General features: G+C 59.2%; 18 protein-coding genes. 12 read left to right on the plus strand and 6 right to left on the minus strand.

What is annotated here, in order from left to right; genetic code table 11:
* Positions 1 to 33 precede the first annotated feature (33 nt).
* The 6 genes from ACZZ0D_RS19220 to ACZZ0D_RS19245 form a co-directional block, all read right to left on the minus strand.
* A complete protein-coding gene (locus tag ACZZ0D_RS19220; RefSeq protein WP_463554023.1) occupies positions 34 to 810 on the minus strand; it encodes an ABC transporter substrate-binding protein in 777 nt (258 codons plus the stop codon).
* A 228-nt stretch (positions 811 to 1,038) separates the two neighbouring features.
* A complete protein-coding gene (gene moaE, locus ACZZ0D_RS19225; protein WP_463554024.1) occupies positions 1,039 to 1,491 on the minus strand; it encodes a molybdopterin synthase catalytic subunit MoaE in 453 nt (150 codons plus the stop codon).
* Positions 1,492 to 1,494: 3 nt separating this feature from the next.
* A complete protein-coding gene (gene moaD / locus ACZZ0D_RS19230; RefSeq protein ID WP_134174740.1) occupies positions 1,495 to 1,737 on the minus strand; it encodes a molybdopterin converting factor subunit 1 in 243 nt (80 codons plus the stop codon).
* A complete protein-coding gene (gene moaC / locus ACZZ0D_RS19235) occupies positions 1,734 to 2,207 on the minus strand; it encodes a cyclic pyranopterin monophosphate synthase MoaC (RefSeq protein ID WP_212544017.1) in 474 nt (157 codons plus the stop codon). Before moaC ends, moaD begins: the two co-directional genes overlap by 4 nt.
* 180 nt (positions 2,208 to 2,387) lie before the next feature.
* Positions 2,388 to 3,782 carry a PhoH family protein gene (locus ACZZ0D_RS19240; RefSeq protein ID WP_053117311.1) on the minus strand — a complete coding sequence of 465 codons (1,395 nt, stop codon included), beginning with the start codon at positions 3,780 to 3,782 and terminating at the stop codon, positions 2,388 to 2,390.
* A gap of 337 nt (positions 3,783 to 4,119) precedes the next feature.
* Entirely contained in the window at positions 4,120 to 5,244 is a 1,125-nt protein-coding gene (locus tag ACZZ0D_RS19245) for a polysaccharide deacetylase family protein (RefSeq protein WP_159812216.1), read from the minus strand.
* A gap of 252 nt (positions 5,245 to 5,496) precedes the next feature.
* Here ACZZ0D_RS19245 and yaaA point away from each other — a divergent pair, with 252 nt between their 5' ends.
* The 12 genes from yaaA (at position 5,497) to ACZZ0D_RS19305 (ending at position 22,385) form a co-directional block, all read left to right on the plus strand.
* Complete coding sequence (gene yaaA / locus ACZZ0D_RS19250) at positions 5,497 to 6,276, plus strand: peroxide stress protein YaaA (RefSeq protein ID WP_053117306.1); 780 nt, start codon at positions 5,497 to 5,499, stop codon at positions 6,274 to 6,276.
* Between the two features lie 809 nt (positions 6,277 to 7,085).
* Entirely contained in the window at positions 7,086 to 8,402 is a 1,317-nt protein-coding gene (locus ACZZ0D_RS19255) for a nucleotide sugar dehydrogenase (protein WP_008087506.1), read from the plus strand.
* A gap of 372 nt (positions 8,403 to 8,774) precedes the next feature.
* On the plus strand, positions 8,775 to 10,256 hold the full coding sequence (alg8, locus tag ACZZ0D_RS19260) for a mannuronan synthase (RefSeq protein ID WP_371262356.1): 1,482 nt from the start codon (positions 8,775 to 8,777) through the stop codon (positions 10,254 to 10,256).
* A gap of 35 nt (positions 10,257 to 10,291) precedes the next feature.
* Positions 10,292 to 11,461 (plus strand): alginate biosynthesis protein Alg44, encoded by a 1,170-nt coding sequence (locus tag ACZZ0D_RS19265; RefSeq protein ID WP_053117301.1) that lies wholly within the window; start codon positions 10,292 to 10,294, stop codon positions 11,459 to 11,461.
* A 15-nt stretch (positions 11,462 to 11,476) separates the two neighbouring features.
* Entirely contained in the window at positions 11,477 to 12,982 is a 1,506-nt protein-coding gene (algK, locus tag ACZZ0D_RS19270) for an alginate biosynthesis TPR repeat lipoprotein AlgK (protein WP_463554025.1), read from the plus strand.
* Entirely contained in the window at positions 12,979 to 14,460 is a 1,482-nt protein-coding gene (locus ACZZ0D_RS19275) for an alginate export family protein (RefSeq protein WP_008077270.1), read from the plus strand. The genes algK and ACZZ0D_RS19275 overlap by 4 nt, the downstream gene beginning before the upstream one ends.
* A 26-nt stretch (positions 14,461 to 14,486) precedes the next feature.
* Positions 14,487 to 16,073 (plus strand): mannuronan 5-epimerase AlgG, encoded by a 1,587-nt coding sequence (algG, locus tag ACZZ0D_RS19280; RefSeq protein WP_053117956.1) that lies wholly within the window; start codon positions 14,487 to 14,489, stop codon positions 16,071 to 16,073.
* 10 nt (positions 16,074 to 16,083) lie between these two features.
* The gene (locus ACZZ0D_RS19285; RefSeq protein WP_053117297.1) at positions 16,084 to 17,544 is read left to right on the plus strand and encodes an alginate O-acetyltransferase; all 1,461 of its coding nucleotides are present in this window, start codon (positions 16,084 to 16,086) and stop codon (positions 17,542 to 17,544) included.
* An 8-nt stretch (positions 17,545 to 17,552) separates the two neighbouring features.
* A complete protein-coding gene (locus ACZZ0D_RS19290; protein WP_463554026.1) occupies positions 17,553 to 18,677 on the plus strand; it encodes a mannuronate-specific alginate lyase in 1,125 nt (374 codons plus the stop codon).
* Between the two features lie 285 nt (positions 18,678 to 18,962).
* Entirely contained in the window at positions 18,963 to 20,528 is a 1,566-nt protein-coding gene (locus tag ACZZ0D_RS19295) for an MBOAT family O-acyltransferase (RefSeq protein ID WP_053117293.1), read from the plus strand.
* 10 nt (positions 20,529 to 20,538) lie between these two features.
* Positions 20,539 to 21,714: an alginate O-acetyltransferase gene (locus ACZZ0D_RS19300; protein ID WP_463554027.1), complete on the plus strand. Its 1,176-nt coding sequence runs from the start codon at positions 20,539 to 20,541 to the stop codon at positions 21,712 to 21,714.
* 14 nt (positions 21,715 to 21,728) lie between these two features.
* Positions 21,729 to 22,385, plus strand: coding sequence for an alginate O-acetyltransferase AlgF (locus tag ACZZ0D_RS19305; RefSeq protein WP_105705573.1), 657 nt, complete (start codon positions 21,729 to 21,731; stop codon positions 22,383 to 22,385).
* Positions 22,386 to 22,578: the final 193 nt, after the last annotated feature.

Raw genomic sequence — 22,578 nt, forward strand, 5'->3', positions numbered from 1 at the left:
ATGTAGGAGTGAGCCTGTCGCGATGGCGGACTATCAGTCGCCGTAAATGTCGGACTTGAAATACTTCTCGGAAATCTTCTGGTATTCGCCACTCGCGCGAATGCCATCAATCGCGCCATTCAACTGGCTGACCAGTTCCGCATTGCCCTTGCGCACCGCAATCCCCGCGCCCTCGCCGACGTATTTCGGATCCTTCAACTCAGGCCCGACAAACGCATAGCCCTTGCCGCGCGGCATCGTCAAAAAGTCATTCAGCGGAATGGTGTCAGCGAAAATCGCATCCAGCCGCCCCGCCGCCAGGTTCATGTAGATCTCTTCGTTGTTGCTGTAGCGCTTGACGTTGATGCCCTTGGGCTCGAACACCTCGGTGGCGTAACGATCGGTGGTGGTCGCACGCTGAACGCCGACGTTCTTGCCTTTGAGGCTGGCGTATTGATCGTCTACCGTGGCGCCTTCTTTCATCACCAGACGCGACGAGGTGAAGTAGTACTTGTGGGTGAAATCCACTGACTTCTTGCGGTCTTCGTTGATGGTCATCGACGACAGCGCCATGTCGATCTTCTTCACTTTCAGCGAAGGAATCAGACCGTCGAACTCACCTTCCACCCACACGCACTTGACCTTCATCTGCGCGCACAGGGCGTTGCCGATGTCGTAGTCGAAGCCGACGATCTCGCCCTTGTCGGTTTTCGAGGCGAATGGCGGGTAAGCGGCTTCGATGCCGATGCGCAGGGTTTGCTCGGCGGCGAACACGCTGGCGCAGGACAACAGGCTGAGGGCCAGACCGGTGATGAGGGGGAGTGTCTTCATGTTCGTTCTCTCGCGGGTTGTTGTTGGTTTGGCAAGATGAAGAAGAGCAGCTGCGAGCAGGGGAGCTTCGAGCGGCGAGATTGAAGCGCGTTGTACTTTTAAATCTATCTTGGACTTATATGTACAAATCGTCAATTCGGGGAAGAAGCAAAAGATCGCAGCCTTCGGCAGCTCCTACAGGGTATGCCGACCCAATGTAGGAGCTGCCGAAGGCTGCGATCTTTTGATTTACTTCTTCCAGCGATCCGCCGCTGCATGATCACTGTCCCGCCCTTCAACCCAACGCGGCCCGTCGCTGGTGTTTTCTTTCTTCCAGAACGGCGCACGGGTTTTCAGGTAGTCCATGACAAAGGCGCAGGCATCGAATGCGGCCTGGCGATGGGCGCTGGCGGCGCCGACGAACACGATTGGTTCACCCGGCTCGAGCGCGCCGATGCGATGCAGCACCTCCAGCTTCAACAGCGGCCAGCGCTGCTCGGCTTCGATGGCGATTTTGCCGAGGGCTTTTTCGGTCATGCCCGGATAGTGTTCGAGGAACATCCCCGCCACATCCAGTCCATCATTGAAGTCGCGCACGTAACCGACAAAACTCACCACCGCGCCAACACCGACGTTGGCCGCGTGCATCGCGTTGACTTCAGCGCCCGGGTCGAACGGCGGGGCCTGCACACGAATCGCCATGGCTCAGCCTCCGGTCACGGTGGGGAAAAACGCCACTTCGTCGCCATCGACCACCGGCTCGTCGAGCTGGCAGAGGTCTTCGTTGCGTGCGCACATCAGGTTCTGCTCGCTCAGTACTTCAGCGCCATCCCGTTGCGCAAGCAATGCACGCACGTCGTCGACAGTCGCGAAATCACCTTCAACCTTCAGCGAATCCACGCCCAGCGCTTCACGGTAACGGGCAAAAAACTTCACGGTCAGGTTCATGGCTGCTCCGCTTGAAAGTGCCCACTCTTGCCACCGACCTTCTCCAGCAGACGCACGCTTTCGATAGTCATGCCGCGATCGACGGCTTTGCACATGTCGTAGATGGTCAGGGCGGCGACGCTGGCGGCGGTCAGTGCTTCCATCTCGACGCCGGTCTGCCCGGACAGTTTGCAGCGGGCGACGATGCGCACGGTGTCTGCGCCGTCAGCGCTGAGTTCGACTTTAACGCCGGTGAGCATCAGCGGGTGGCACAGGGGAATCAGATCGCTGGTTTTCTTCGCCGCTTGAATGCCGGCAATGCGCGCCACGGCAAACACGTCACCCTTGGGATGGCCGCCGCTGACAATCATCTGCAGCGTTTCGGGGAGCATGCGCACCAGCGCTTGGGCCGTCGCTTCACGGAACGTCACGGCTTTTTCGGTGACGTCGACCATGTTGGCGCGACCTTGGGAATCGAGATGAGTCAGCACGGGATTACTCCTGATCAGGAGCGGGGATTGTAAACCTGCGGGTCAAATTTCCGCATCATTGATTATGAAATCACCACTATCCCCTGTGGGAGCGAGCAAGCCCGCTCCCACATTAGTTATGCATTTATCCAGAAAAAACCGGGCGGCTTTTGGGGCCGCCCGGTTTTGGTTGTGATGCAGTTACAGATGGGTTTCGGCGTATTCAGCCAGGATCGAGCGAGGCACCCCTTGCAGGGTAATGTGCACACCGTTCGGGAAATCCTTGAAGCGTTCGGTCAGGTAGGTCAGCCCGGAGCTGGTCGCGGACAAGTAAGGGGTGTCGATCTGTGCGAGGTTGCCCAGGCACACCACTTTCGAACCGGCGCCGGCACGGGTGATGATGGTTTTCATCTGGTGCGGTGTGAGGTTCTGGCATTCGTCGATCAGGATCAGGCTCTGCTGGAAGCTACGACCACGAATGTAGTTGAGCGATTTGAACTGCAGTGGCACTTTGCTGAGGATGTAGTCGACGCTGCCATGGGTGTTTTCGTCATCCATGTGCAAGGCTTCGAGGTTGTCGGTGATGGCGCCCAGCCACGGCTCCATTTTTTCCGCTTCGGTGCCGGGCAGGAAGCCGATTTCCTGATCCAGGCCCTGCACGCTGCGGGTGGCAATGATGCGGCGATAACGTTTGCTGACCATGGTCTGCTCGATCGCAGCGGCCAGCGCCAGAATGGTTTTACCGGAGCCTGCCGCACCCGACAGGTTGACCAGATGAATGTCCGGATCGAGCAGCGCGTACAGCGCCAGACTTTGATAGATGTCTCGCGGCTTGAGCCCCCACGCTTCCTGGTGCAGCAGCGGTTCCTGATGCAGGTCGAGAATCAGCAGGCGGTCTTCTTCAATCTCCTTGATCCAGCCGACGAAGCCCTGTTCATCAATGATGAACTCGTTGATGTGCACGGCCGGCAGGTTGTCGATCAGTTGTACCTGGTGCCAGGTGCGGCCGTGATCCTGACGGGTTTCGACCTTGCTCACGCGGTCCCAGAAGGAGCCGGTCATGTTGTGGTAGCCGTTCGGCAACAGGGACACGTCGTCGACCAGTTGGTCGGTGCTGTAGTCCTCGGAGGCGATACCGCAGGCGCGCGCCTTCAGGCGCATGTTGATGTCTTTGGTGACCAGCACCACCGGTTTTTTCGGGTCGCGGGTGTGCAGGTCGATCAGTTGGTTGATGATTTTGTTGTCGTTCAGATGCTCGGGCAGAATCAGGTTCGATTCGGCCTGCTTGCTCATCAGAATTGACAGCAAGCCCTTCGGCCCGCCCTTGCCGCGCTGGATCGGCACACCCAGTTCGACATCTTCCGGGGACGCATCGCCCAGGGTTTTGTCGATCAGCCGGATGGCCTGTCGGCATTCAGCGGCCACGCTGTGATGCCCGCTCTTGAGCTTGTCCAGCTCCTCAAGCACGGTCATCGGGATCGCGACGTGGTGTTCTTCGAAATTCAGCAGGGCGTTTGGATCGTGAATCAATACGTTGGTATCGAGTACATACAGGATTGGCTGGTTGGAGGAAGGGCTACGTCCGTGATCATCCATACTCGGTCACCTATGTCAGAGCCAGTAGACGCAATACCTGAGCGGTGCTGCGCCTCGAAGTGACTGCCGAAATCTCACCTGCGGAGATTCAAGTGACTGCAAACAAACGGGTCTTGGAAGACGCCACCTGTGTTGCAGGTTTCGGCGGTCTGTCTTCGTAATACTCCAAAACCGATGACATAAAAAAGTACTTTGACGGTTTTTTTAAGTTTATTTTGCAAAGTGACGAAAAGCCCTTGGCGGACTCCGTCGACACCGTTAGAGTCGGAAGTCCACCTGCAGCAAATTCTCTGAAAAAATCACCCCAAGCCCAATGTTTCCGGGCTTTTAGCGTTTCTCAGCGAAACGCGTCCTGACAGTCTTCCCAACCGATGCCGCTCTGCGCGGTTTGCGTGATCAGCCACGGCAACGAGGTCTTCACCGCGTCCTGTTTCATATTGAAATTGATCACCCCGTGACGCCACAACAGCATCAGGGTCAGCACCCGTTGCGCGCTCGGCGCACCCTTGAGTTTGCCGGCACCGTCCTGGGCATCGATGTCCCACAGCGCCACTTGCAGGCCCTGGGTGTTAAAGAAACCTTGCGCATCGCTGCGACGCTGGCCGTCCGGCGGACGGAACAGCGGCACGTAGTTTTCCGGTAGTTTGTTCTTTACCAGATCGGCGCTGCGCCGCACGGAATCCTGCCAGTCCTGCCAGTGGCTGTGGGAGCGGAACTCCCAGCCCTGCACGCCGACGCACTGTCTGGAGAACTCGGTTTGCAGGCTACTCACCGAACGATCGCTCAGGCGTGCCTGAATATCCTTGCCCAACACAAAGAACGTGCCGCTCAGATTAGCCTTGCGCAGATAGCCGGTGAGCCAGTCGGTATTGTCCGGTTGCAGATTCGCGGCGCTGTCGAAAGTCAGCAGAAACAGCCGGTCGTGCATCTCGTCGCCGTTGCGCTCGTAGTCGCCGAAACGATCGACTTCGCTGCTAGTCTGCGGGAACAGCGCGGCCTTACGCATCAGTTCATCGAGATACTGCACATGAAAGATCCGGCTCGGCTCGGCCCACTTGGTGTAATAGCTGTCATCGCTGACGACGAATTTGGCGGCTTGCTCGCGCAGGGTCGGCAGGTCTTCGACGAGGAAGCAGAACGAGGCGTCCTGATCGCAGCTTTGCTGGGCGTAGTTGTAGTTGGCCAACAGGCGCTGCCAGAGACGCTGACGCAGGCTGTTGACCGCGTCGATATTCACCGTGCGCAGGCCTAGGCGCTGGGCCAGCGCGGTTTCGTCCAGCGCTTCGGTGCCGAGCAGGCCCCGGGCGAACATGAGGATTTCGGCGCGCGAGGCGACGTCGAACAGCGTCGGGCTGCTGAGCTGCTCCGGCCAGGTGCTGCGATCCAGCGTCGCCACATCACCCGGCGCCGCGATGGCACCGAAGCTCAACAGCCACGCGGTGAATAAAAGAACAATGCGCAAAGGGGCGTCTCCATAACAAAACCCGCGCGGCACTATAGCTGATTAGACACGCCGCTGATCCCTGTGGGAGCGGGCTTGCTCGCGAATGCGGTGGGTCATTCAACACATACAGCGACTGACAGGGCCTCTTCGGGAGCAAGCCCCCTCCCACAAAGGATCTGAGGTGAGCCGTCGATCACCTATGGGCTTGATAGCTGGAGTCAACTCGGACAACCCCCTAGAATCGCCCCCACGATTAAAGGAGACGACTTCATGCTGATGGTGATTTCCCCCGCCAAGACCCTCGATTACGAAACACCGCCGGCGACCCAGCGCTTCACCCAGCCGCAGTACCTCGACCATTCTCAGGAACTGATCCAGCAATTGCGCGACCTGACCCCGGCGCAGATCAGTGAGCTGATGCACGTGTCCGACAAGATCGGCGGCCTCAACGCCGCGCGTTTCGGCAGCTGGACGCCCGCGTTCACCCCGGAAAACGCCAAGCAAGCGCTGCTCGCCTTCAAGGGCGACGTCTATACCGGCCTCGACGCACAATCTTTCAGCGAAGCCAACTTCGATTACGCGCAAAAGCATCTGCGCATGCTCTCCGGCCTCTATGGCCTGCTGCGCCCGCTCGACCTGATGCAACCGTATCGCCTGGAAATGGGCACCAAACTGGCCAACGCCCGTGGCAAAGACCTGTACGCCTTCTGGGGCACGCGCATCAGCGAATGGCTCAACGAAGCGCTGGCCGATCAGGGCGACGACGTGCTGCTCAACCTCGCATCCAACGAATACTTCTCGGCGGTTAAACGCACGGCGTTGAACGCGCGGATCATTAACACCGAGTTCAAGGATCAGAAGAACGGCCAGTACAAGATCATCAGCTTCTACGCGAAGAAGGCTCGTGGCCTGATGAGCCGTTTCGTGATTCAGGAAAAGATCAACGATCCCGCCCAGCTCAAGCAGTTCGATGTGCAGGGTTATCGCTACAGCGCCGAACAGTCGAAACCTGACAACCTGGTATTTCTACGCGACCACGCCCCCGAATAAAGCATGCCTAATGCACGACTCTTTTTATAAAGAGTCGTGCAGCTCGCACGACGTCAAAAATTCCTCGCTTCATTTCGCCATTTTTATGGCGCCAGAAAACAATCCCTGTCCTTTCTAATTTTAGTTTCACTCGACACTGATCATTTTTTTCAGTAGTGGCACGTAACTTTTTTCACGGTAGTGGCACAAAACTATCTAGCGCAATGACGCCCCTATCAATAAAGGGCGAAACGGAAAGTGCTATCAAATTGAGACCAGTGCCATCTTTGTCAATATTTCAAAAAATTTCAGATGGCGCGATGAGCGGACTGGAACTATGTCCAAATGCGTAGTTCATACCACCGGTAACGATTCTCGCCGAGTTTGTACGAGATAACTTACGTAGGACAATTAGCCATATAACCAAGTTGTCACAGCAACTTGCCTAGATGACTAACCGGTCGCAAAGTACACTGAAGGACAGGAGATACGCAGCGTTAATATCCCCTACAAGGCCAAGGCCGCGCCCCTATAAACGTGCTCGCCTGAGCACCAAACCGCTTGATCTACGGGCCTTCCTGCCCGCCATCAAGCGCGCAAGACGAATGCACCTGAGTCTTCCAAAGGAAGATCCGCTGCATAACAGGGCAAGTCATAACTATAAGGCCTGGTTGCGCACATCTTGAGTGCACTTATTTAGACACTCGGAACTTTGTATGCCTGCACACGGCATTGTGGCGCCTGTAAGCCGCACTTTCGAGTGCACTAGTGAACGCTGAACACCATTAACTCCGGCCTTCTAAGGCCTGATATATACAGAGGTAATTGCGATGCGCATCAGCATATTTGGTTTGGGTTACGTTGGCGCAGTATGTGCCGGTTGCCTGTCTGCACGGGGCCATGACGTGGTTGGCGTCGATGTTGCCAAAGACAAGATCGACATGATCAACGCTGGCAAATCTCCCATTGTTGAACCGGGCCTGGGCGAACTTCTGCAACAGGGTATTCAAACCGGTCGTCTGCGTGGCACGACCAACTTCGCCGAAGCGATTCGTGACACTGACCTGTCGATGATCTGCGTCGGTACGCCGAGCAAAAAGAACGGCGACCTCGAACTGAACTACATCGAAGCCGTGTGCCGCGAGATCGGTTTTGTTCTGCGTGAAAAAACCACCCGCCACACCATCGTTGTACGCAGCACCGTATTGCCGGGCACTGTTGCCAACGTAGTAATCCCGATTCTCGAAGACTGCTCCGGCAAGAAGGCTGGCGTCGATTTCGGCGTCGCGGTCAACCCGGAATTCCTGCGTGAATCCACCGCCATCGCCGACTACGACCTGCCACCGATGACCGTCATCGGCGAATTCGACAAGGCTTCGGGCGACGTTCTGCAATCGCTGTACGAAGAACTCGACGCGCCGATCATCCGCAAGGACATCGCCGTTGCCGAGATGATCAAGTACACCTGCAACGTCTGGCACGCGACCAAAGTGACCTTCGCCAACGAGATCGGCAACATCGCCAAAGCGGTCGGCGTCGATGGCCGTGAAGTGATGGAAGTGGTTTGCCAGGACAAGACCCTCAACCTGTCCCAGTACTACATGCGCCCGGGCTTCGCCTTCGGCGGTTCGTGCCTGCCGAAAGACGTGCGCGCCCTGACCTACCGCGCAGGTTCCCTGGACGTCGAAGCGCCGCTGCTCAACTCGCTGATGCGCAGTAACGAATCGCAAGTGCAGAACGCCTTCGACATCGTTGAAAGCCACGACAAACGCAAAGTCGCCCTGCTCGGCCTGAGCTTCAAGGCCGGCACCGACGACCTGCGCGAAAGCCCGCTGGTCGAGCTGGCCGAGATGCTGATCGGCAAGGGTTACGACCTGAGCATCTACGACAGCAACGTCGAGTACGCCCGTGTTCACGGCGCGAACAAAGACTACATCGAGTCGAAAATCCCGCACGTATCGTCCCTGCTCAACGCGGACTTCGATTCGGTGATCGACAACTCCGACGTGATCATCCTCGGCAACCGCGACGAGAAATTCCGTGCGCTGGCGCAACAGGCTCCGCATGGCAAACAGGTCATCGACCTGGTGGGCTTCATGGCCAAGGCCACCGACGCCGGTACTCGCACCGAAGGTATCTGCTGGTAAGGCAGACGTTGCACGGCGCCGCCCTCGCGACGCCGTGCAACAGAACCCAAATGTAGGAGCTGCCGAAGGCTGCGATCTTTACCGGCAACGCTTGAGTTCCGAGTGAACCGGCAAAGATCAAAAGATCGCAGCCTTCGGCAGCTCCTACAGGGACTCACGGATTGCAGCGAGCCCTGTAGGAGCTGTCGAGTGAAACGAGGCTGCGATCTTTACCGGCAACGCTTGAGTTCCGAGTGAACCGGCAAAGATCAAAAGATCGCAGCCTTCGGCAGCTCCTACAGGGATCACCCGAATTGCGCGTGACATCGCAGTTTTTTGTAAGCCTGCCTTAACCCCATCGGGCCCGGCCCGAGATAGAGACGGATGCAGATTATGCACAGGCTAAAACACGGCCTACTTCAGGCCGCCGGTTGGCTGTTTTACCTAAGTTTGCTGATGGGCCTGGCCTTGATGCTGCCCACGTCCACGTTCGACTCCGAGTCGAAGGACTTCATTTTCCTGATTGGCGCCGTGGGTATCTGGCGCTATTCGATGGGTGCAACGCACTTTGTGCGCGGCATGATTTTTCTCTACATCGTTTACCCGCACCTGCGTCGCAAAGTGCGCAAGCTGGGTAAAGCGGCGGATCCGTCGCATGTGTTTCTGATGGTCACCAGTTTCCGTATCGACGCGCTGACCACAGCGCAGGTCTACAGCTCGGTGATCCGCGAAGCCATCGACTGCGAACTGCCGACCACCGTGGTTTGCTCGATCGTGGAAATGTCCGATGAGCTGCTGGTCAAGGCGCTGTGGGCGCGGATGAATCCGCCAGAGCGCGTCAAGCTCGACTTTGTGCGCATTCCCGGCACCGGTAAACGTGATGGCCTGGCCTACGGTTTCCGCGCGATCTCCCGTCACCTGCCGGACGACCGTGCCGTGGTCGCCGTGATCGATGGCGACACCGTGCTCGGCGAAGGCACCGTGCGCAAGACCGTGCCGTGGTTCCAGCTGTTCGGCAACGTCGGCGGCCTGACCACCAACGAATTCTGCGAAGTGCGCGGCGGCTACATCATGAGCGAATGGCACAAGCTGCGTTTCGCCCAGCGCCACATCAACATGTGCTCGATGGCCCTGTCCAAGCGCGTACTGACCATGACCGGGCGTATGTCGGTGTTCAAAGCGTCAGTGGTGACCAACCCGGAATTCATCGCCGACGTTGAAAGCGACTCGCTGCAACACTGGCGTCTGGGCCGTTTCAAGTTTTTGACCGGCGACGACAAGTCGAGCTGGTTCAGCCTGATGCGCCTTGGCTACGACACCTTCTACGTGCCTGACGCGGCGATCAACACCGTTGAACACCCGCCGGAAAAGAGCTTCATCAAGGCCAGCCGCAAACTGATGTTCCGCTGGTACGGCAACAACCTGCGCCAGAACTCGCGAGCACTGGGCCTGGGTGTGAAACGCCTCGGCGCCTTCACCTCGGTGGTGCTGTTCGACCAGCGCGTATCGATGTGGACGTCACTGCTCGGCCTGACCGTGGCGATCATCGCCAGCTTCAAATACGGCACCGCGTTCATCCTCGTTTACCTGCTGTGGATCGGCATCACCCGCCTGATTCTGACCCTGCTGCTGTCGTGCTCCGGTCACCGCATCGGCCCGGCTTATCCCGCGATTCTTTATTACAACCAGATCGTCGGCGCGCTGGTGAAGATCTACGTGTTCTTCCGCCTCGACCAACAATCCTGGACGCGCCAACCCACATCCCTGACCCGTGATCTCGCCAGCTTTCAACGTTGGTTCAACACCTGGTCGTCTCGGACCATGACCTTCTCCGCCGGCAGCATTTTTGTCGCCGTGCTGCTGATGATGGTCTGACCCGCCCCTATTGAATTAACAAGGAAATCGCCCCTATGAATACCGCCGTCAACGCCAACGTAGTGCATGAATCCGAAGCCCAGCGCCAACACGCCCGCGTGAAAATCCCGGCCAAACTGCGCTTTTTCGGCCCCGACCGGACACCGGTTGAAGCGCGGGTCATCGACCTGTCGGCCGGTGGTCTGGCGTTCAACGCCGGGCAGTTGCCGCTCAAGGCTGGCGATGTGCACAAGGCGCGTCTGCAATTCGTCATCGACAACCTCGGGCTGGCGATGGATGTAGAGCTGCAGATCCGTTCTTACGACCGCCAGACCGGCCGCGTCGGTTGCCAGTTTCAGAACCTCGAGCCGCAGGACATTTCCACCCTGCGCCACTTGATCACTTCGCACCTGGCCGGCGACATCGTCAGCATGGGTGAAGTGTTGGCAACGCTGCAGCGCGACAACTTCACCAAGGCGCGCAAAGTGAAGGACGGCGGCTCCGGCATGACCCCGTTCGGTCGCCTGAAAGCAGTGACCTTCAGCGCCGGTGTGTTTGTCGTCGGTCTGGTCGCGGCGGGCTTCATTTTCAAATCGGTGTACGGCATGTACTTCGTCAGCCACGCGCAGGCTGGTCTGGTCAGCGTGCCGGGGATGAACATCACCATGCCCCGCGACGGCACCGTGCAGAGCCTGATCAAGTCCGACGGCGTTGCCGCCAAAGGCGCGCCACTGGCGACCTTCAGCACCAGCATGCTCGACGTGCTCAAGGGCCATCTGGAAGAAGATCAACTGTCCCCGGCCAAGGTTGAAGAACTGTTCGGCAAACAAATGACCGGCACCCTGACTTCGCCCTGCGATTGCACCGTGGCCCAGCAACTGGTGGCTGACGGTCAATACGCGAGCAAGGGCGACGTGATCTTCCAACTGGTGCCGCGCAACACCCAAGCCACCGTTGATGCGCGCTTCTCCTATCGCCAGTTCGGCGACGTGCGTCCGGGCACTCCGGTGAGCTTCCAGATCGCCGGCGAAGACAAGACCCGCACCGGCAAGATCGTCAGCAGCACCAGCCTGAAAAGCGCCGACCTGTCCTCTGACATCCGCGTACAGATCCAGCCAGACGAGCCGCTCGACAGCAACCTCGCCGGCCGCCCTGTGGAAGTCAACAGCGACCGTGGCCCGAACCTGAACTGGCTGATCGACAAAGCCATGGCTGCCGGTCTTTAAGTCGAGGACATGCCTGTGACTACTCCAACTCTCTCGAACACGCCGCAGCCCTTGTGGGAGCGGGCTTGCTCGCGAATGCGGTTCAACATTCAAAATCCGTGTGGGCTGACACACCGCTTTCGCGAGCAAGCCCGCTCCCACATGGGGCCTCTGTGTGCAGTTGCATTGGCGGTGAGTCTCGCCGGTTGCGCCGGCCTGCCCGATCAGCGTCTGGCCAACGAAGCGCTCAAACGTGGCGACACCGCCACCGCCGCGCAGAATTATCAGCAACTGGCCGATCTGGGTTACAGCGAAGCGCAAGTCGGCCTCGCCGATATCCAGGTCGACAGCCGCGACCCTGAGCAAATGAAACAGGCCGAAGCGACTTACCGCGCCGCCGCCAGTGTTTCGCCGCGTGCTCAGGCACGCTTGGGTCGCCTGCTGGTGGCCAAACCGGGTTCCACCGAAGCCGAGCACCACGAAGCCGAAAGCCTGCTGAAAAAAGCCGCCGCCAATGGCGAAGGCAACACGTTGATCCCGCTGGCGATGCTGTACCTGCAATACCCGCACAGCTTCCCGAACATCAACGCGCAGCAGCAGATCGATCAATGGCGCAAATCCGGTTATCCGGAAGCAGGTCTGGCGCAGGTGCTGCTGTATCGCACCCAAGGCACCTACGACCAGCACCTGGATGACGTGGAAAAAATCTGCAAAGCCGCGCTCAACACCACCGACATCTGCTACGTCGAACTGGCCACGGTCTATCAGAAACGTGCCCAGCCAGAACAGCAAGCCGAGCTGATCAAACAGATGCAGGCCGGTTACAGCCGTGGCACCGTCACCGCCCAGCGCGTCGATTCGGTGGCCCGTGTATTGGCTGATTCGACCCTGGGCAAGCCCGACGAAAAAACCGCGCAGTCGCTGCTCGAGCCGATCGCTCCAGGCTACCCAGCATCGTGGGTGACCCTCGCGCAATTGCTTTACGACTACCCGGAACTGGGCGACGTCGACCAGATGATGAAGTACCTCGACAACGGCCGCGCCGCCGACCAGCCACGCGCCGAGCTGTTGCTGGGCAAGCTCTACTACGAAGGCAAAATGGTTCCGGCTGACGCGAAAGTCGCTGAAGAACATTTCCAGAAAGCCGTTGGCCGTGAAGTCGCCGCCGACTACTACCTCGGCCAGATCTATCGCCGTGGCTACCTCGGCAAGGTCTATCCGCAGAAGGCGCTCGACCACTTGCTGACCGCTGCGCGCAACGGCCAGAACAGCGCCGATTTCGCCATCGCGCAACTGTTCTCCCAAGGCAAGGGCACCAAGCCCGACCCGCTCAACGCCTACGTCTTCAGCCAATTGGCCAAGGCGCAAAACACCCCGCAAGCCGATGAGCTGGCGACCACCCTCGCCGCGCAATTGCCGCCCGAGCGTCTGGCCGAAGCCCAACGTCTGCTGCAACAGGAGCAAGCCAGCCGTGGCGCTCTGAACCAGAACACGCTGCAACTGCACGCCCTGCAAGAAGAAGACGGCGAGGAAAAATTATGAAGTTGAATCCATTCGTGAAGGCCGGCATTGGCCTCACTTTCGCGCTGATCTGGTCTTGCCCGACACTGGCCGCGATGACTGAAACCAAGAACTTCGGCCTCGAAGTGAAAGTCACCGGCCAGTCCGAAGACGATCGCGACCTCGGCACCGCCAGCGGCGGCGACGTCAACGGCGTCGGCCTCGACCTGCGTCCGTGGATCTACGGCGAGAGCGGCGCGTGGAGCGCCTACGCCATGGGTCAGGCCGTGACCTCGACCGACATCATCGAAACCGACACCCTGCAACAATCCGACGGTGAACAAGCCACCGACAACGGCGATCGCAAAACCAAGAAAAACTACCTGGCGATGCGCGAGTTCTGGGTCGGCTACAGCGGCCTCACGCCATACCCGGGCGAGATGCTCAAGTTCGGTCGCCAGCGCCTGCGCAATGACGACGGCCAATGGCGCGACACCAACATCGAAGCGCTGAACTGGACCTTCGACACCACCCTGTTGCGCGCCAACGCCGGTGTCGCCGAACGCTTCAGCGAATACCGCACCGACTTGAAAGAGCTGGCGCCGAAAGACAAAGATCGTCTGCACGCCTACGCCGATGCCGCTTACCAGTGGACACCGGGCCAGTGGGTCGGCATTCGTGGTCACCATACCCACGACGACGGCAAACTCGATTACGCCGAGCCGGGTGTCCCGCGTGATTCGCTGGATAAAACCGAGAACGGCGACATCAGCTGGCTCGGCCTGACCGCCGATAGCGACGCCTACAACTGGCGCAACACCAACACCGTCAACTACTGGGGCAGCATCACCGGCATGAGCGGCGACCGCGACACGGTCAACGCACTGAACGCCGATGGTTCGCGCCCGGCACAAGCCAAGCGCAGCGATGACGTCAACGGCTGGGCCACCGACATCGGTGTGCGTCTGCGCCTCGATCCGCAATGGCAAGTCGGCGGTGCGTATGCCCGCGCCAGCGCCGATTACGAGCAGAACGGTCTGGAGAGCAACCGCTCCAACTACACCGGTACGCGTTCGCGGGTTCACCGTTTCGGCGAAGCCTTCCGTGGCGAAATGAACAACATGCAAACCGCGACGCTGTTCGGTTCGTGGATGGTCAACGACGAGTACGACGCCAGCCTGATCTACCACAAGTTCTGGCGTGTCGACGGCAACAAGCCAGTCGGCAGCAACGGCATCAACGCCGTGGAAAACAACACCGACGACGCCACCGGCGCCATTCTTTCCAGCACCTCGCTGCCGCTTGAAGACGGCAACAAGGATCTCGGTCAGGAGATGGATCTGGTCGTCACCAAGTACTTCAAGCAAGGCCTGTTGCCCGCGGCGTTGAGCCAGTCGATCGACGAGCCTTCGGCCCTCGTGCGTTTCCGTGGCGGTGTGTTCAAACCGGGCGATGCCTACGGCAAGCAGGTTGATTCGTACATGCACCGCGCGTTCATCGACGTGATCTGGCGCTTCTGATGCAAACCGCCAAGGGAGTGCCCGACATGATCAGCACCAGGATAGGCTCACTCAGCCTGCTGGCCGGCGCGATGCTGCTGGCCAGCGCCGGCGCCTTCGCCAACGTGGAGCCGACGGCGCCGCAACCGGCCAAGCCGGCCACCGTGGCCAAAGAACTGCAACAGGCCAAGACCTACACCGTCAGCAGCGCGCCAACCGACGCGCTGAATCTGGCCGCGCCAAAACTGCCCGACCTGTCCGGCTTCACCGCCGAAGCCGCTGCGGCGAAAATCGTCCGCAGCAAACCGGGCAAGATCAGCGTGCGCCGGATGATGCAGGAAGACGCCCTGAAGGACTTCATCGGCGGCGACAACAAGATGGCCGAATGGGTGGTGCGTCAGCACGGCATCCCGCAGGCGATCTTCGTCGACGACGGCTACATGAACCTCAAGGATCTGGCGCAGAAACTGCCCAAGCAGTATTTCAGCGAAACCTCGCCGGGCGTGTACCTGTCGAAGCTGCCGATCGTGGTTGGCCGTAAAGGCATCCTCGAAATCGATGGCCAGACCCAGGAATTGCGCCTGTCGCAAGAGGCCGGCTCATTCCTGGTCAACGACGGTCAGCTCTTCGTGCGTGACACCAAGATCACTGGCTGGCGCGAGAAGGAAAACGGCCCGGCGACCTTCCGTTCGCCGAAGGAATTCCGTCCGTTCCTGCTGGCCTGGGGCGGCACCGAGACCTACATCGTCAACAGCAAGATGGCTAGCTTCGGCTACGCCAACAGTAAGTCGTACGGCGTGAGTATTTCCCAGTACACGCCGAACATGGCCAAGGTGCTCAAGCGTCCCGAACCGACTGGCTGGATCGTCGGTTCCGAGTTCTCCGACATGTGGTACGGCTTCTACTGCTACGAGACCCGCGACTTCGTGGTCAAGGGCAACACCTACAAAGACAACATCGTTTACGGCATCGACCCGCACGACCGTTCTCACGGCCTGATCATTGCCGAGAACACTGTGCACGGCACGAAGAAGAAGCACGGGATCATTATTTCCCGTGAGGTCAACGACAGCTTCATCTTTAACAACAAGAGCTTCGACAACCACCTCTCGGGCCTGGTGATCGACCGTAACAGCGTCAACAACATCATTGCCTACAACGAGATCTACAAGAACCACACCGACGGCATCACGCTCTACGAGTCCGCCGACAATCTGCTGTGGGGCAACAAGGTCATCAGCAACAAACGCCACGGCATCCGTATTCGTAACAGCGTGAACATCCGCCTCTACGAAAACGTCGCCATGGCCAACGGCCTGACCGGCGTTTACGGCCACATCAAGGACCTGAGCGACACCGACCGTGACATCAAGCTCGATCCGTTCGATGCGCAGGTGTCGCTGATCGTCGTCGGCGGTGAGCTGGCGGCCAATGGCAGCGGCCCGCTGTCGATCGATTCGCCTTTGAGTGTCGAGCTGTATCGCGTGTCGATGCTGGCGCCGACCAAATCCAGCGGCATCAGCTTCAACGGCATCCTCGGCGAGCGCCAGGATGAAATTCTCGACCTGCTGGTGCGCCAGCAGAAAGCCGTGCTGATCGACCCTGTCGAACGCCAGACCGAAATGCAGGACTGAGGATAATTTTATGCACCCACACTTGATCAAATTACTCAGCCTGTCGGCCCTGACCGTGGGCATTCTCGCGGCCAGCAACGGCGCCCGCGCCGACGAAGGCGCCGCCGCCACGCCGCCAAAGTTCAGCGCCGAACCGTGCTGCAACCTGTGCCCGGCGGCGCATGACGCGAAGAATTACACCACGCGTTATCAGCAGAACTTCACCACGCTGGTGCAGGCGCAAGGCGACTGGCTGTTCCGGACTCAGGAAGATTTGCGCACCGAGTTCAACACCACCCCGGCCGGCTACAAACGCCTGCAACAGCTGCACGATGCGTTCAAGGCCAAAGGCGTCGAGCTGGTGATTGTTTACCAGCCAACCCGTGGCCTGGTGAACCGCAACAAGCTCAACCCGCAGGAAAAAGCCGCGTTCGATTACGAGAAAGCGCTGGGCAACTACAAGACCATGCTCGGGCGTTTCGCCAAGATGGGTTACGTCGTGCCGGACCTGTCGCCGCTGACCAACGAATCGCTGCCCGACACCCTGCCCGCCCACGATTTCTACTTCCGCGGCGACCAACACTGGACGCCATACGGTGCACAGCGCACGGCGAAAATCGTCGCAGAGAAGGTCAAGCAGATCCCGGCCTTCGCCGACGTGCCCAAGCGTGAATTCGAAACCAAACGCTCCGGGCGCATGGGCAAGACCGGCACCCTGCACAACATGGCCGGGCAACTCTGCGGCACCAGTTACGCGATCCAGTACATGGATCAATTCACCACCGAGCCTAAGGGCGAGGCTGGCGACGGCGACCTGTTCGGTGATTCCGGCAACCCGCAAATCACCCTCGTCGGTACGTCGCACAGCGGCAAGAACTACAACTTCGCCGGCTTCCTCGAAGAAGCCATCGGCGCCGACATTCTCAACGTCGCGTTCCCCGGCGGTGGTCTGGAAGGTTCGATGCTGCAGTACCTCGGCAGCGACGAATTTCAGAAGACCCCGCCGAAAATTCTCATCTGGGAATTCTCGCCGCTGTATCGCCTCGACCAGGAGACCATCTATCGCCAGATGATGTCCCTGCTCGACAACGGCTGCGAAGGCAAAGACGCACAGATGTCCGCGAGCACCACGCTCAAGCCGGGCGGCAAACAAGAACTGCTGGTCAACAGCAAGAACCTGAACCTGCAAAACAGCAGCCATCAGGTCGACATCCGCTTCGCCGACCCTTCGGTGAAAACCCTGCAAGCCACCCTCTGGTACATGAACGGTCGCCACGAGGACATCAAGATCGAGAAACCGGAAACCTCCGACACCGACGGTCGTTTCGCCTTTGAGTTGCGCACGGACGAAGACTGGGCCACGCAGAACCTGCTGGCGGTCGAAGTTCAGGGCCCGGAAGCGGGCACCGCGCCACAAAAAGTCGAAGCGAAAATCTGCAAACGCAACGTATTCCCGGGCGCTGGGCAACAAACCGCTCAGGTCGGGCAATGAGGTCTGCTATGCGAAATCCGAAACTCAAAAATCTGTTGGCACCGACGCTGCTGAGCCTGGCGATGTTCGCCGGGGCCACTCAGGCCGCCGCGCCACTGCGTCCACCGCAGGGCTATTTCGCGCCTGTGGATAAATTCAAGACCGGCGACAACAGCGAAGGCTGCGATGCCATGCCGACGCCGTACACCGGGGCGCTGCAATTTCGCAGCAAATACGAAGGCTCGGACAAGGCGCGTTCAACGCTGAACGTGCAGTCGGAAAAAGCTTTCCGCGACACCACCAAAGACATCACCACGCTGGAACGCGGCACCGCCAAACGGGTGATGCAGTTCATGCGCGACGGTCGTCCGGAACAGCTCGACTGCACGCTGAACTGGCTGACCGCGTGGGCCAAGGCCGACGCGTTGATGTCGAAAGACTTCAACCACACCGGCAAGTCGATGCGCAAATGGGCGTTGGGCAGCATGGCCTCTTCGTACATTCGCCTGAAGTTCTCCGACTCGCATCCGCTGGCGCAGCATCAGCAGGAAGCGCAGGTGATCGAGGCGTGGTTCAGCAAAATGGCCGACCAAGTGGTCAGCGACTGGGACAACCTGCCGCTGGAAAAAACCAACAACCACTCGTACTGGGCCGCATGGTCGGTGATGGCGACCTCGGTCGCGACCAACCGCCGCGACCTGTTTGACTGGGCGGTGAAGGAATACAAGGTCGGCGCCAATCAAGTCGATGCCGACGGTTACCTGCCGAACGAACTCAAGCGCCAGCAACGCGCCCTCGCCTATCACAACTACGCCCTGCCGCCGCTGGCGATGATCGCCAGTTTCGCTCAGGTCAACGGGGTCGATTTGCGTCAGGAAAACAACGGTGCGCTGAAGCGTCTGGGTGATCGGGTGTTGTCGGGGGTGAAAGACCCGGATGAATTCGAGAAGAAGAACGGCAAAGAGCAGGACATGACCGACCTGAAAGAGGACATGAAATTCGCCTGGCTCGAACCGTTCTGCACGCTCTACACCTGTGCGCCGGATGTCATCGAGAAGAAGCGCGGCATGCAGCCGTTCAAGACCTTCCGCCTCGGCGGCGACCTGACCAAGGTCTACGACCCGTCCCATGAAAAGGGCAACAAGGGCTCTTGAAAGGCGAAAAGCAAAAGCCCCTCACCCTAACCCTCTCCCGGAGGGAGAGGGGACTGACCGAGGTGGCTGTGCGAGTTACGCCGAAATGAAATACCGAGTCGATCTCCATTTCTGAAAACAATGGAGATCAGGCTCCCTCTCCCTCCGGGAGAGGGCGGGGGGTGAGGGGCGCGGTCTGACGGCCAGCTCCGACCTCAAGCAAGCACTGTGTCACCCCTCCACTACCACGGGGGGTTTGGGGGGGCTTTGGCCCTTGACTGTTGGTTCAAACATGGAGAGATCGGGATGGTATTTTCATCCAACGTGTTCCTGTTTCTGTTCTTGCCGATCTTTCTCGGCTTGTACTACTTGAGCGGGCAACGCTATCGCAATTTGCTGCTGCTGATCGCCAGCTACGTGTTCTATGCCTGGTGGCGTGTGGACTTCCTCGCGCTGTTCGCCGCCGTCACATTGTGGAACTACTGGATCGGCCTCAAAGTCGGTGCCGCCGGTGTCAGAACCAAACCGGCGCAGCGCTGGCTGTTGCTCGGTGTCGCAGTCGATTTGTGCATCCTCGGCTACTTTAAGTACGCCAACTTCGGCGTCGACAGCATCAACGCGATGATGACGTCGGTCGGTCTGTCACCGTTCATCCTCACCCACGTACTGCTGCCGATCGGTATCTCGTTCTACATCTTCGAATCGATCAGCTACATCATCGACGTGTATCGCGGCGACACCCCGGCCACGCGCAACCTGATCGACTTCGCCGCCTTCGTAGCGATCTTCCCGCACTTGATTGCCGGCCCGGTGTTGCGTTTCCGCGACCTCGCCGACCAGTTCAACAACCGCACGCACACCCTCGATAAATTCTCCGAGGGCTGCACGCGGTTCATGCAGGGTTTCATCAAGAAGGTCTTCATCGCCGACACCCTCGCGGTGGTCGCTGACCATTGCTTCGCCCTGCAAAACCCGACCACCGGTGACGCGTGGCTTGGCGCACTGGCCTACACCGCGCAGCTGTATTTCGACTTCTCCGGTTACAGCGACATGGCGATTGGTCTTGGCTTGATGATGGGTTTCCGCTTCATGGAAAACTTCAAACAGCCGTACATCAGCCAGTCGATTACCGAGTTCTGGCGTCGCTGGCACATCAGCCTGTCGACCTGGCTGCGTGACTACCTGTACATCACCCTCGGCGGTAACCGTAAAGGCACGCTGATGACCTATCGCAACCTGTTCCTGACCATGCTCCTCGGTGGTCTGTGGCACGGCGCGAACATCACCTACATCGTCTGGGGCGCTTGGCACGGCATGTGGCTGGCGATTGAAAAAGCGCTGGGCCTGAACACTTCGCCACGCAGCCTCAATCCGATCCGCTGGGCGCTGACCTTCCTGCTCGTGGTCATGGGCTGGGTGATCTTCCGCGCCGAGAACCTGCACGTTGCCGGTCGCATGTACGGCGCGATGTTCAGCTTCGGCGACTGGTCGTTGTCGGAACTCAATCAGGCCAGCCTCACCGGTCTGCAAGTGGCAACTCTGGTGGTGGCTTACGTGACGCTGGCGTTCTTCGGCCTGCGCGATCTGTACACCAACCAGCCGCCGGCCAAGAGCAAACCTGAAGTCAACGTCGAGGCCAACGGCCCAGCGACGGCGACTCCGGGAATGATCAAAGCCGCACCCGGCGAAAACCCGGCGAGCATCCACGAGCCTGGCTACACCGTCGGCGTCGAAGCCCAGGTGCAACCGGCCTACTGGAGCGCGGACTGGTCGCGCTACGTGATGCGCGGCTTGATCCTGCTGCTGTTCATCGCCTCGATTCTCAAACTCTCGGCGCAAAGCTTCTCGCCGTTCCTTTACTTCCAGTTCTGAGGGATCTGACATGACCCGCTCATTACGCATCTTCTACATCGCCCTGTTCCTGGTGACCCTGTTGGTCTTGGGTCTGTGGTCGGTTCGCAGCTTCTTCGGCTTCAGCACCAATGCCGATGCGACGGTGCTCAACGGCCGCTGGACCAAGGCTGTGGAAACCCACTACGACGATGAATTCCCGATCAAGCGTCTGGGCACTAACCTCTGGGCCGCGCTGGATTTCAAACTGTTCAACGAAGGTCGTCCGGGCGTGGTGCTCGGCCGCGATCAGTGGTTGTACAGCGATGAAGAATTCAACCCGATCGTCAACGAAGAGCTGAACCTGCAAGGCAACTACGCGCTGGTCGAAGGCGTGCGCCAGACCCTCAAAGAGAAAGGCGTGAAACTGGTGATGGCAATCGTGCCGGCCAAGGTTCGTCTGTACCCGGAGCATCTGGGTGAAGTGAAACCGGCAAGCATTCACGAAAATCTCTATCAGGATTTCCATGCTCGGGTAGCCGCCGACAAGATCCTCGCCCCTGACTTGCTCAAGCCGTTCCAACAGGCCAAGCAAAGCGGTCAGCAAGTGTTCCTGCGCACCGATACGCACTGGACGCCGGAAGGCGCCGAGGTTGCAGCAAACACTCTGGCGAAAACCATCGCTGACAAGTTCCCGCTCAGCGGCGAGCCGCAGCGCTTCGTCACTACGCCAGCGGAAAAGGTCACGCACAAGGGCGATCTGCGCTTGTTCCTGCCACTCGATCCGCTGTTTGAAAACCTGATGCCGGCGCAAGAGCCGCTGCAAAAGCGCAACACCGTCGCGGCCGGCGATCAGCCTGCCGGTGACGACGCGCTGTTCGCCAGCAATGAAGTGCCGGTGGCACTGGTCGGCACCAGCTACAGCGCCAACCCCAACTGGAACTTCGTCGGTGCACTGAAACAAACGCTGCACAGCGACGTGGTGAGCTACGCCGAAGACGGCCACGGCCCGATCCTGCCGATGCTCAGCTACCTGAAAAGCGATGACTTCAAGAACAGCCCGCCACAGGTGCTGATCTGGGAGTTTCCTGAACGATATCTGCCTGTGAACAACGAAATCGGCGACGCCGACCCGCAGTGGGTCGCAGAGCTTAAACAAGCCGGCGCGCGCCAACAAAACGTAGCAATCAACACTAAATCCGAGACGCCCGATCGGGCGCAAAACTGAAAGAGAGGTACACCATGACTTTCACTACTACTCCTCGTCGTCTCGCAAAACGCATTGCACTGGTTGCAGGTTTGAGCGTGCTGTCGGTTCAAGCTTTCGCCGGTGGTGACGCCGCGCTGTACGGCCCGACCGCACCGAAAGGCTCGTCCTTTGTGCGTGTCTACAACGCCAGCAACGCTGAAGTCAGTGCCACCGTCGGCAGCACCAACCTGAGCGACGTTGCGCCACTGGCCAGCAGCGACTTCAGCTTCATGCCGGGCGGTGATTACAGCGCCAAAGTCGGCAGCCAGACCCTGCCGGTGAAACTCGCCGGTGACCATTACTACACCCTGGTCAACAACGCTTCCGGCGCGCCGCAACTGATCGAAGAGCCGCCGTTCAAGAACAAGCAGAAATCCCTGGTGCGCGTGCAGAACCTCAGCGACAAACCGCTGACCCTGAAGACCGCCGACGGCAAGACCGACGTGGTGCCGAACGTGGCCGCCAAGGGCCGTGGCGAACGTGAAATCAACCCGGTGAAAGTCAGCCTGGCGCTGTACGAAGGTGACAAGAAAGTCGGCGACGTAAAACCGGTCGCCCTTGAGCGCGGCGAAGCTGCGGTGCTGTACGTCACCGGCAGCGGCAGCAGCCTGTCGCCAGTCTGGGTAAAACGCCCGGTATCGACTCGCTAATCATTTTTCCTGACTGACGTCTATCCCCTGTGGGAGCGGGCTTGCTCGCGAAAGCGGTACGACATTCAACAGATATGTCGACGGATACACCGCCTTCGGGAGCAAGCCCCCTCCCACCCTTGATCGGGTTGTCAGTTTGGGTACGAAACAAAAACAAGAGTGAAACGACACAGCGTTCGTGCCTCTAACCAAT

This window comes from Pseudomonas sp. AC193 (genome assembly GCF_979258075.1).

Bases quoted from the DNA above. Each gene is read 5' to 3' on its own strand.
- alg8 (WP_371262356.1), top strand. From the start codon at position 8,775: ATGCACAGGCTAAAACACGGCCTACTTCAGGCCGCCGGTTGGCTGTTT.
- ACZZ0D_RS19305 (WP_105705573.1), top strand. From the start codon at position 21,729: ATGACTTTCACTACTACTCCTCGTCGTCTCGCAAAACGCATTGCACTG.
- ACZZ0D_RS19300 (WP_463554027.1), top strand. From the start codon at position 20,539: ATGACCCGCTCATTACGCATCTTCTACATCGCCCTGTTCCTGGTGACC.
- algG (WP_053117956.1), top strand. From the start codon at position 14,487: ATGATCAGCACCAGGATAGGCTCACTCAGCCTGCTGGCCGGCGCGATG.
- ACZZ0D_RS19295 (WP_053117293.1), top strand. From the start codon at position 18,963: ATGGTATTTTCATCCAACGTGTTCCTGTTTCTGTTCTTGCCGATCTTT.
- ACZZ0D_RS19275 (WP_008077270.1), top strand. From the start codon at position 12,979: ATGAAGTTGAATCCATTCGTGAAGGCCGGCATTGGCCTCACTTTCGCG.
- ACZZ0D_RS19265 (WP_053117301.1), top strand. From the start codon at position 10,292: ATGAATACCGCCGTCAACGCCAACGTAGTGCATGAATCCGAAGCCCAG.
- ACZZ0D_RS19220 (WP_463554023.1), bottom strand. From the start codon at position 810: ATGAAGACACTCCCCCTCATCACCGGTCTGGCCCTCAGCCTGTTGTCC.
- yaaA (WP_053117306.1), top strand. From the start codon at position 5,497: ATGCTGATGGTGATTTCCCCCGCCAAGACCCTCGATTACGAAACACCG.
- ACZZ0D_RS19285 (WP_053117297.1), top strand. From the start codon at position 16,084: ATGCACCCACACTTGATCAAATTACTCAGCCTGTCGGCCCTGACCGTG.
- ACZZ0D_RS19255 (WP_008087506.1), top strand. From the start codon at position 7,086: ATGCGCATCAGCATATTTGGTTTGGGTTACGTTGGCGCAGTATGTGCC.
- ACZZ0D_RS19240 (WP_053117311.1), bottom strand. From the start codon at position 3,782: ATGGATGATCACGGACGTAGCCCTTCCTCCAACCAGCCAATCCTGTAT.
- moaE (WP_463554024.1), bottom strand. From the start codon at position 1,491: ATGGCGATTCGTGTGCAGGCCCCGCCGTTCGACCCGGGCGCTGAAGTC.
- ACZZ0D_RS19290 (WP_463554026.1), top strand. From the start codon at position 17,553: ATGCGAAATCCGAAACTCAAAAATCTGTTGGCACCGACGCTGCTGAGC.
- moaD (WP_134174740.1), bottom strand. From the start codon at position 1,737: ATGAACCTGACCGTGAAGTTTTTTGCCCGTTACCGTGAAGCGCTGGGC.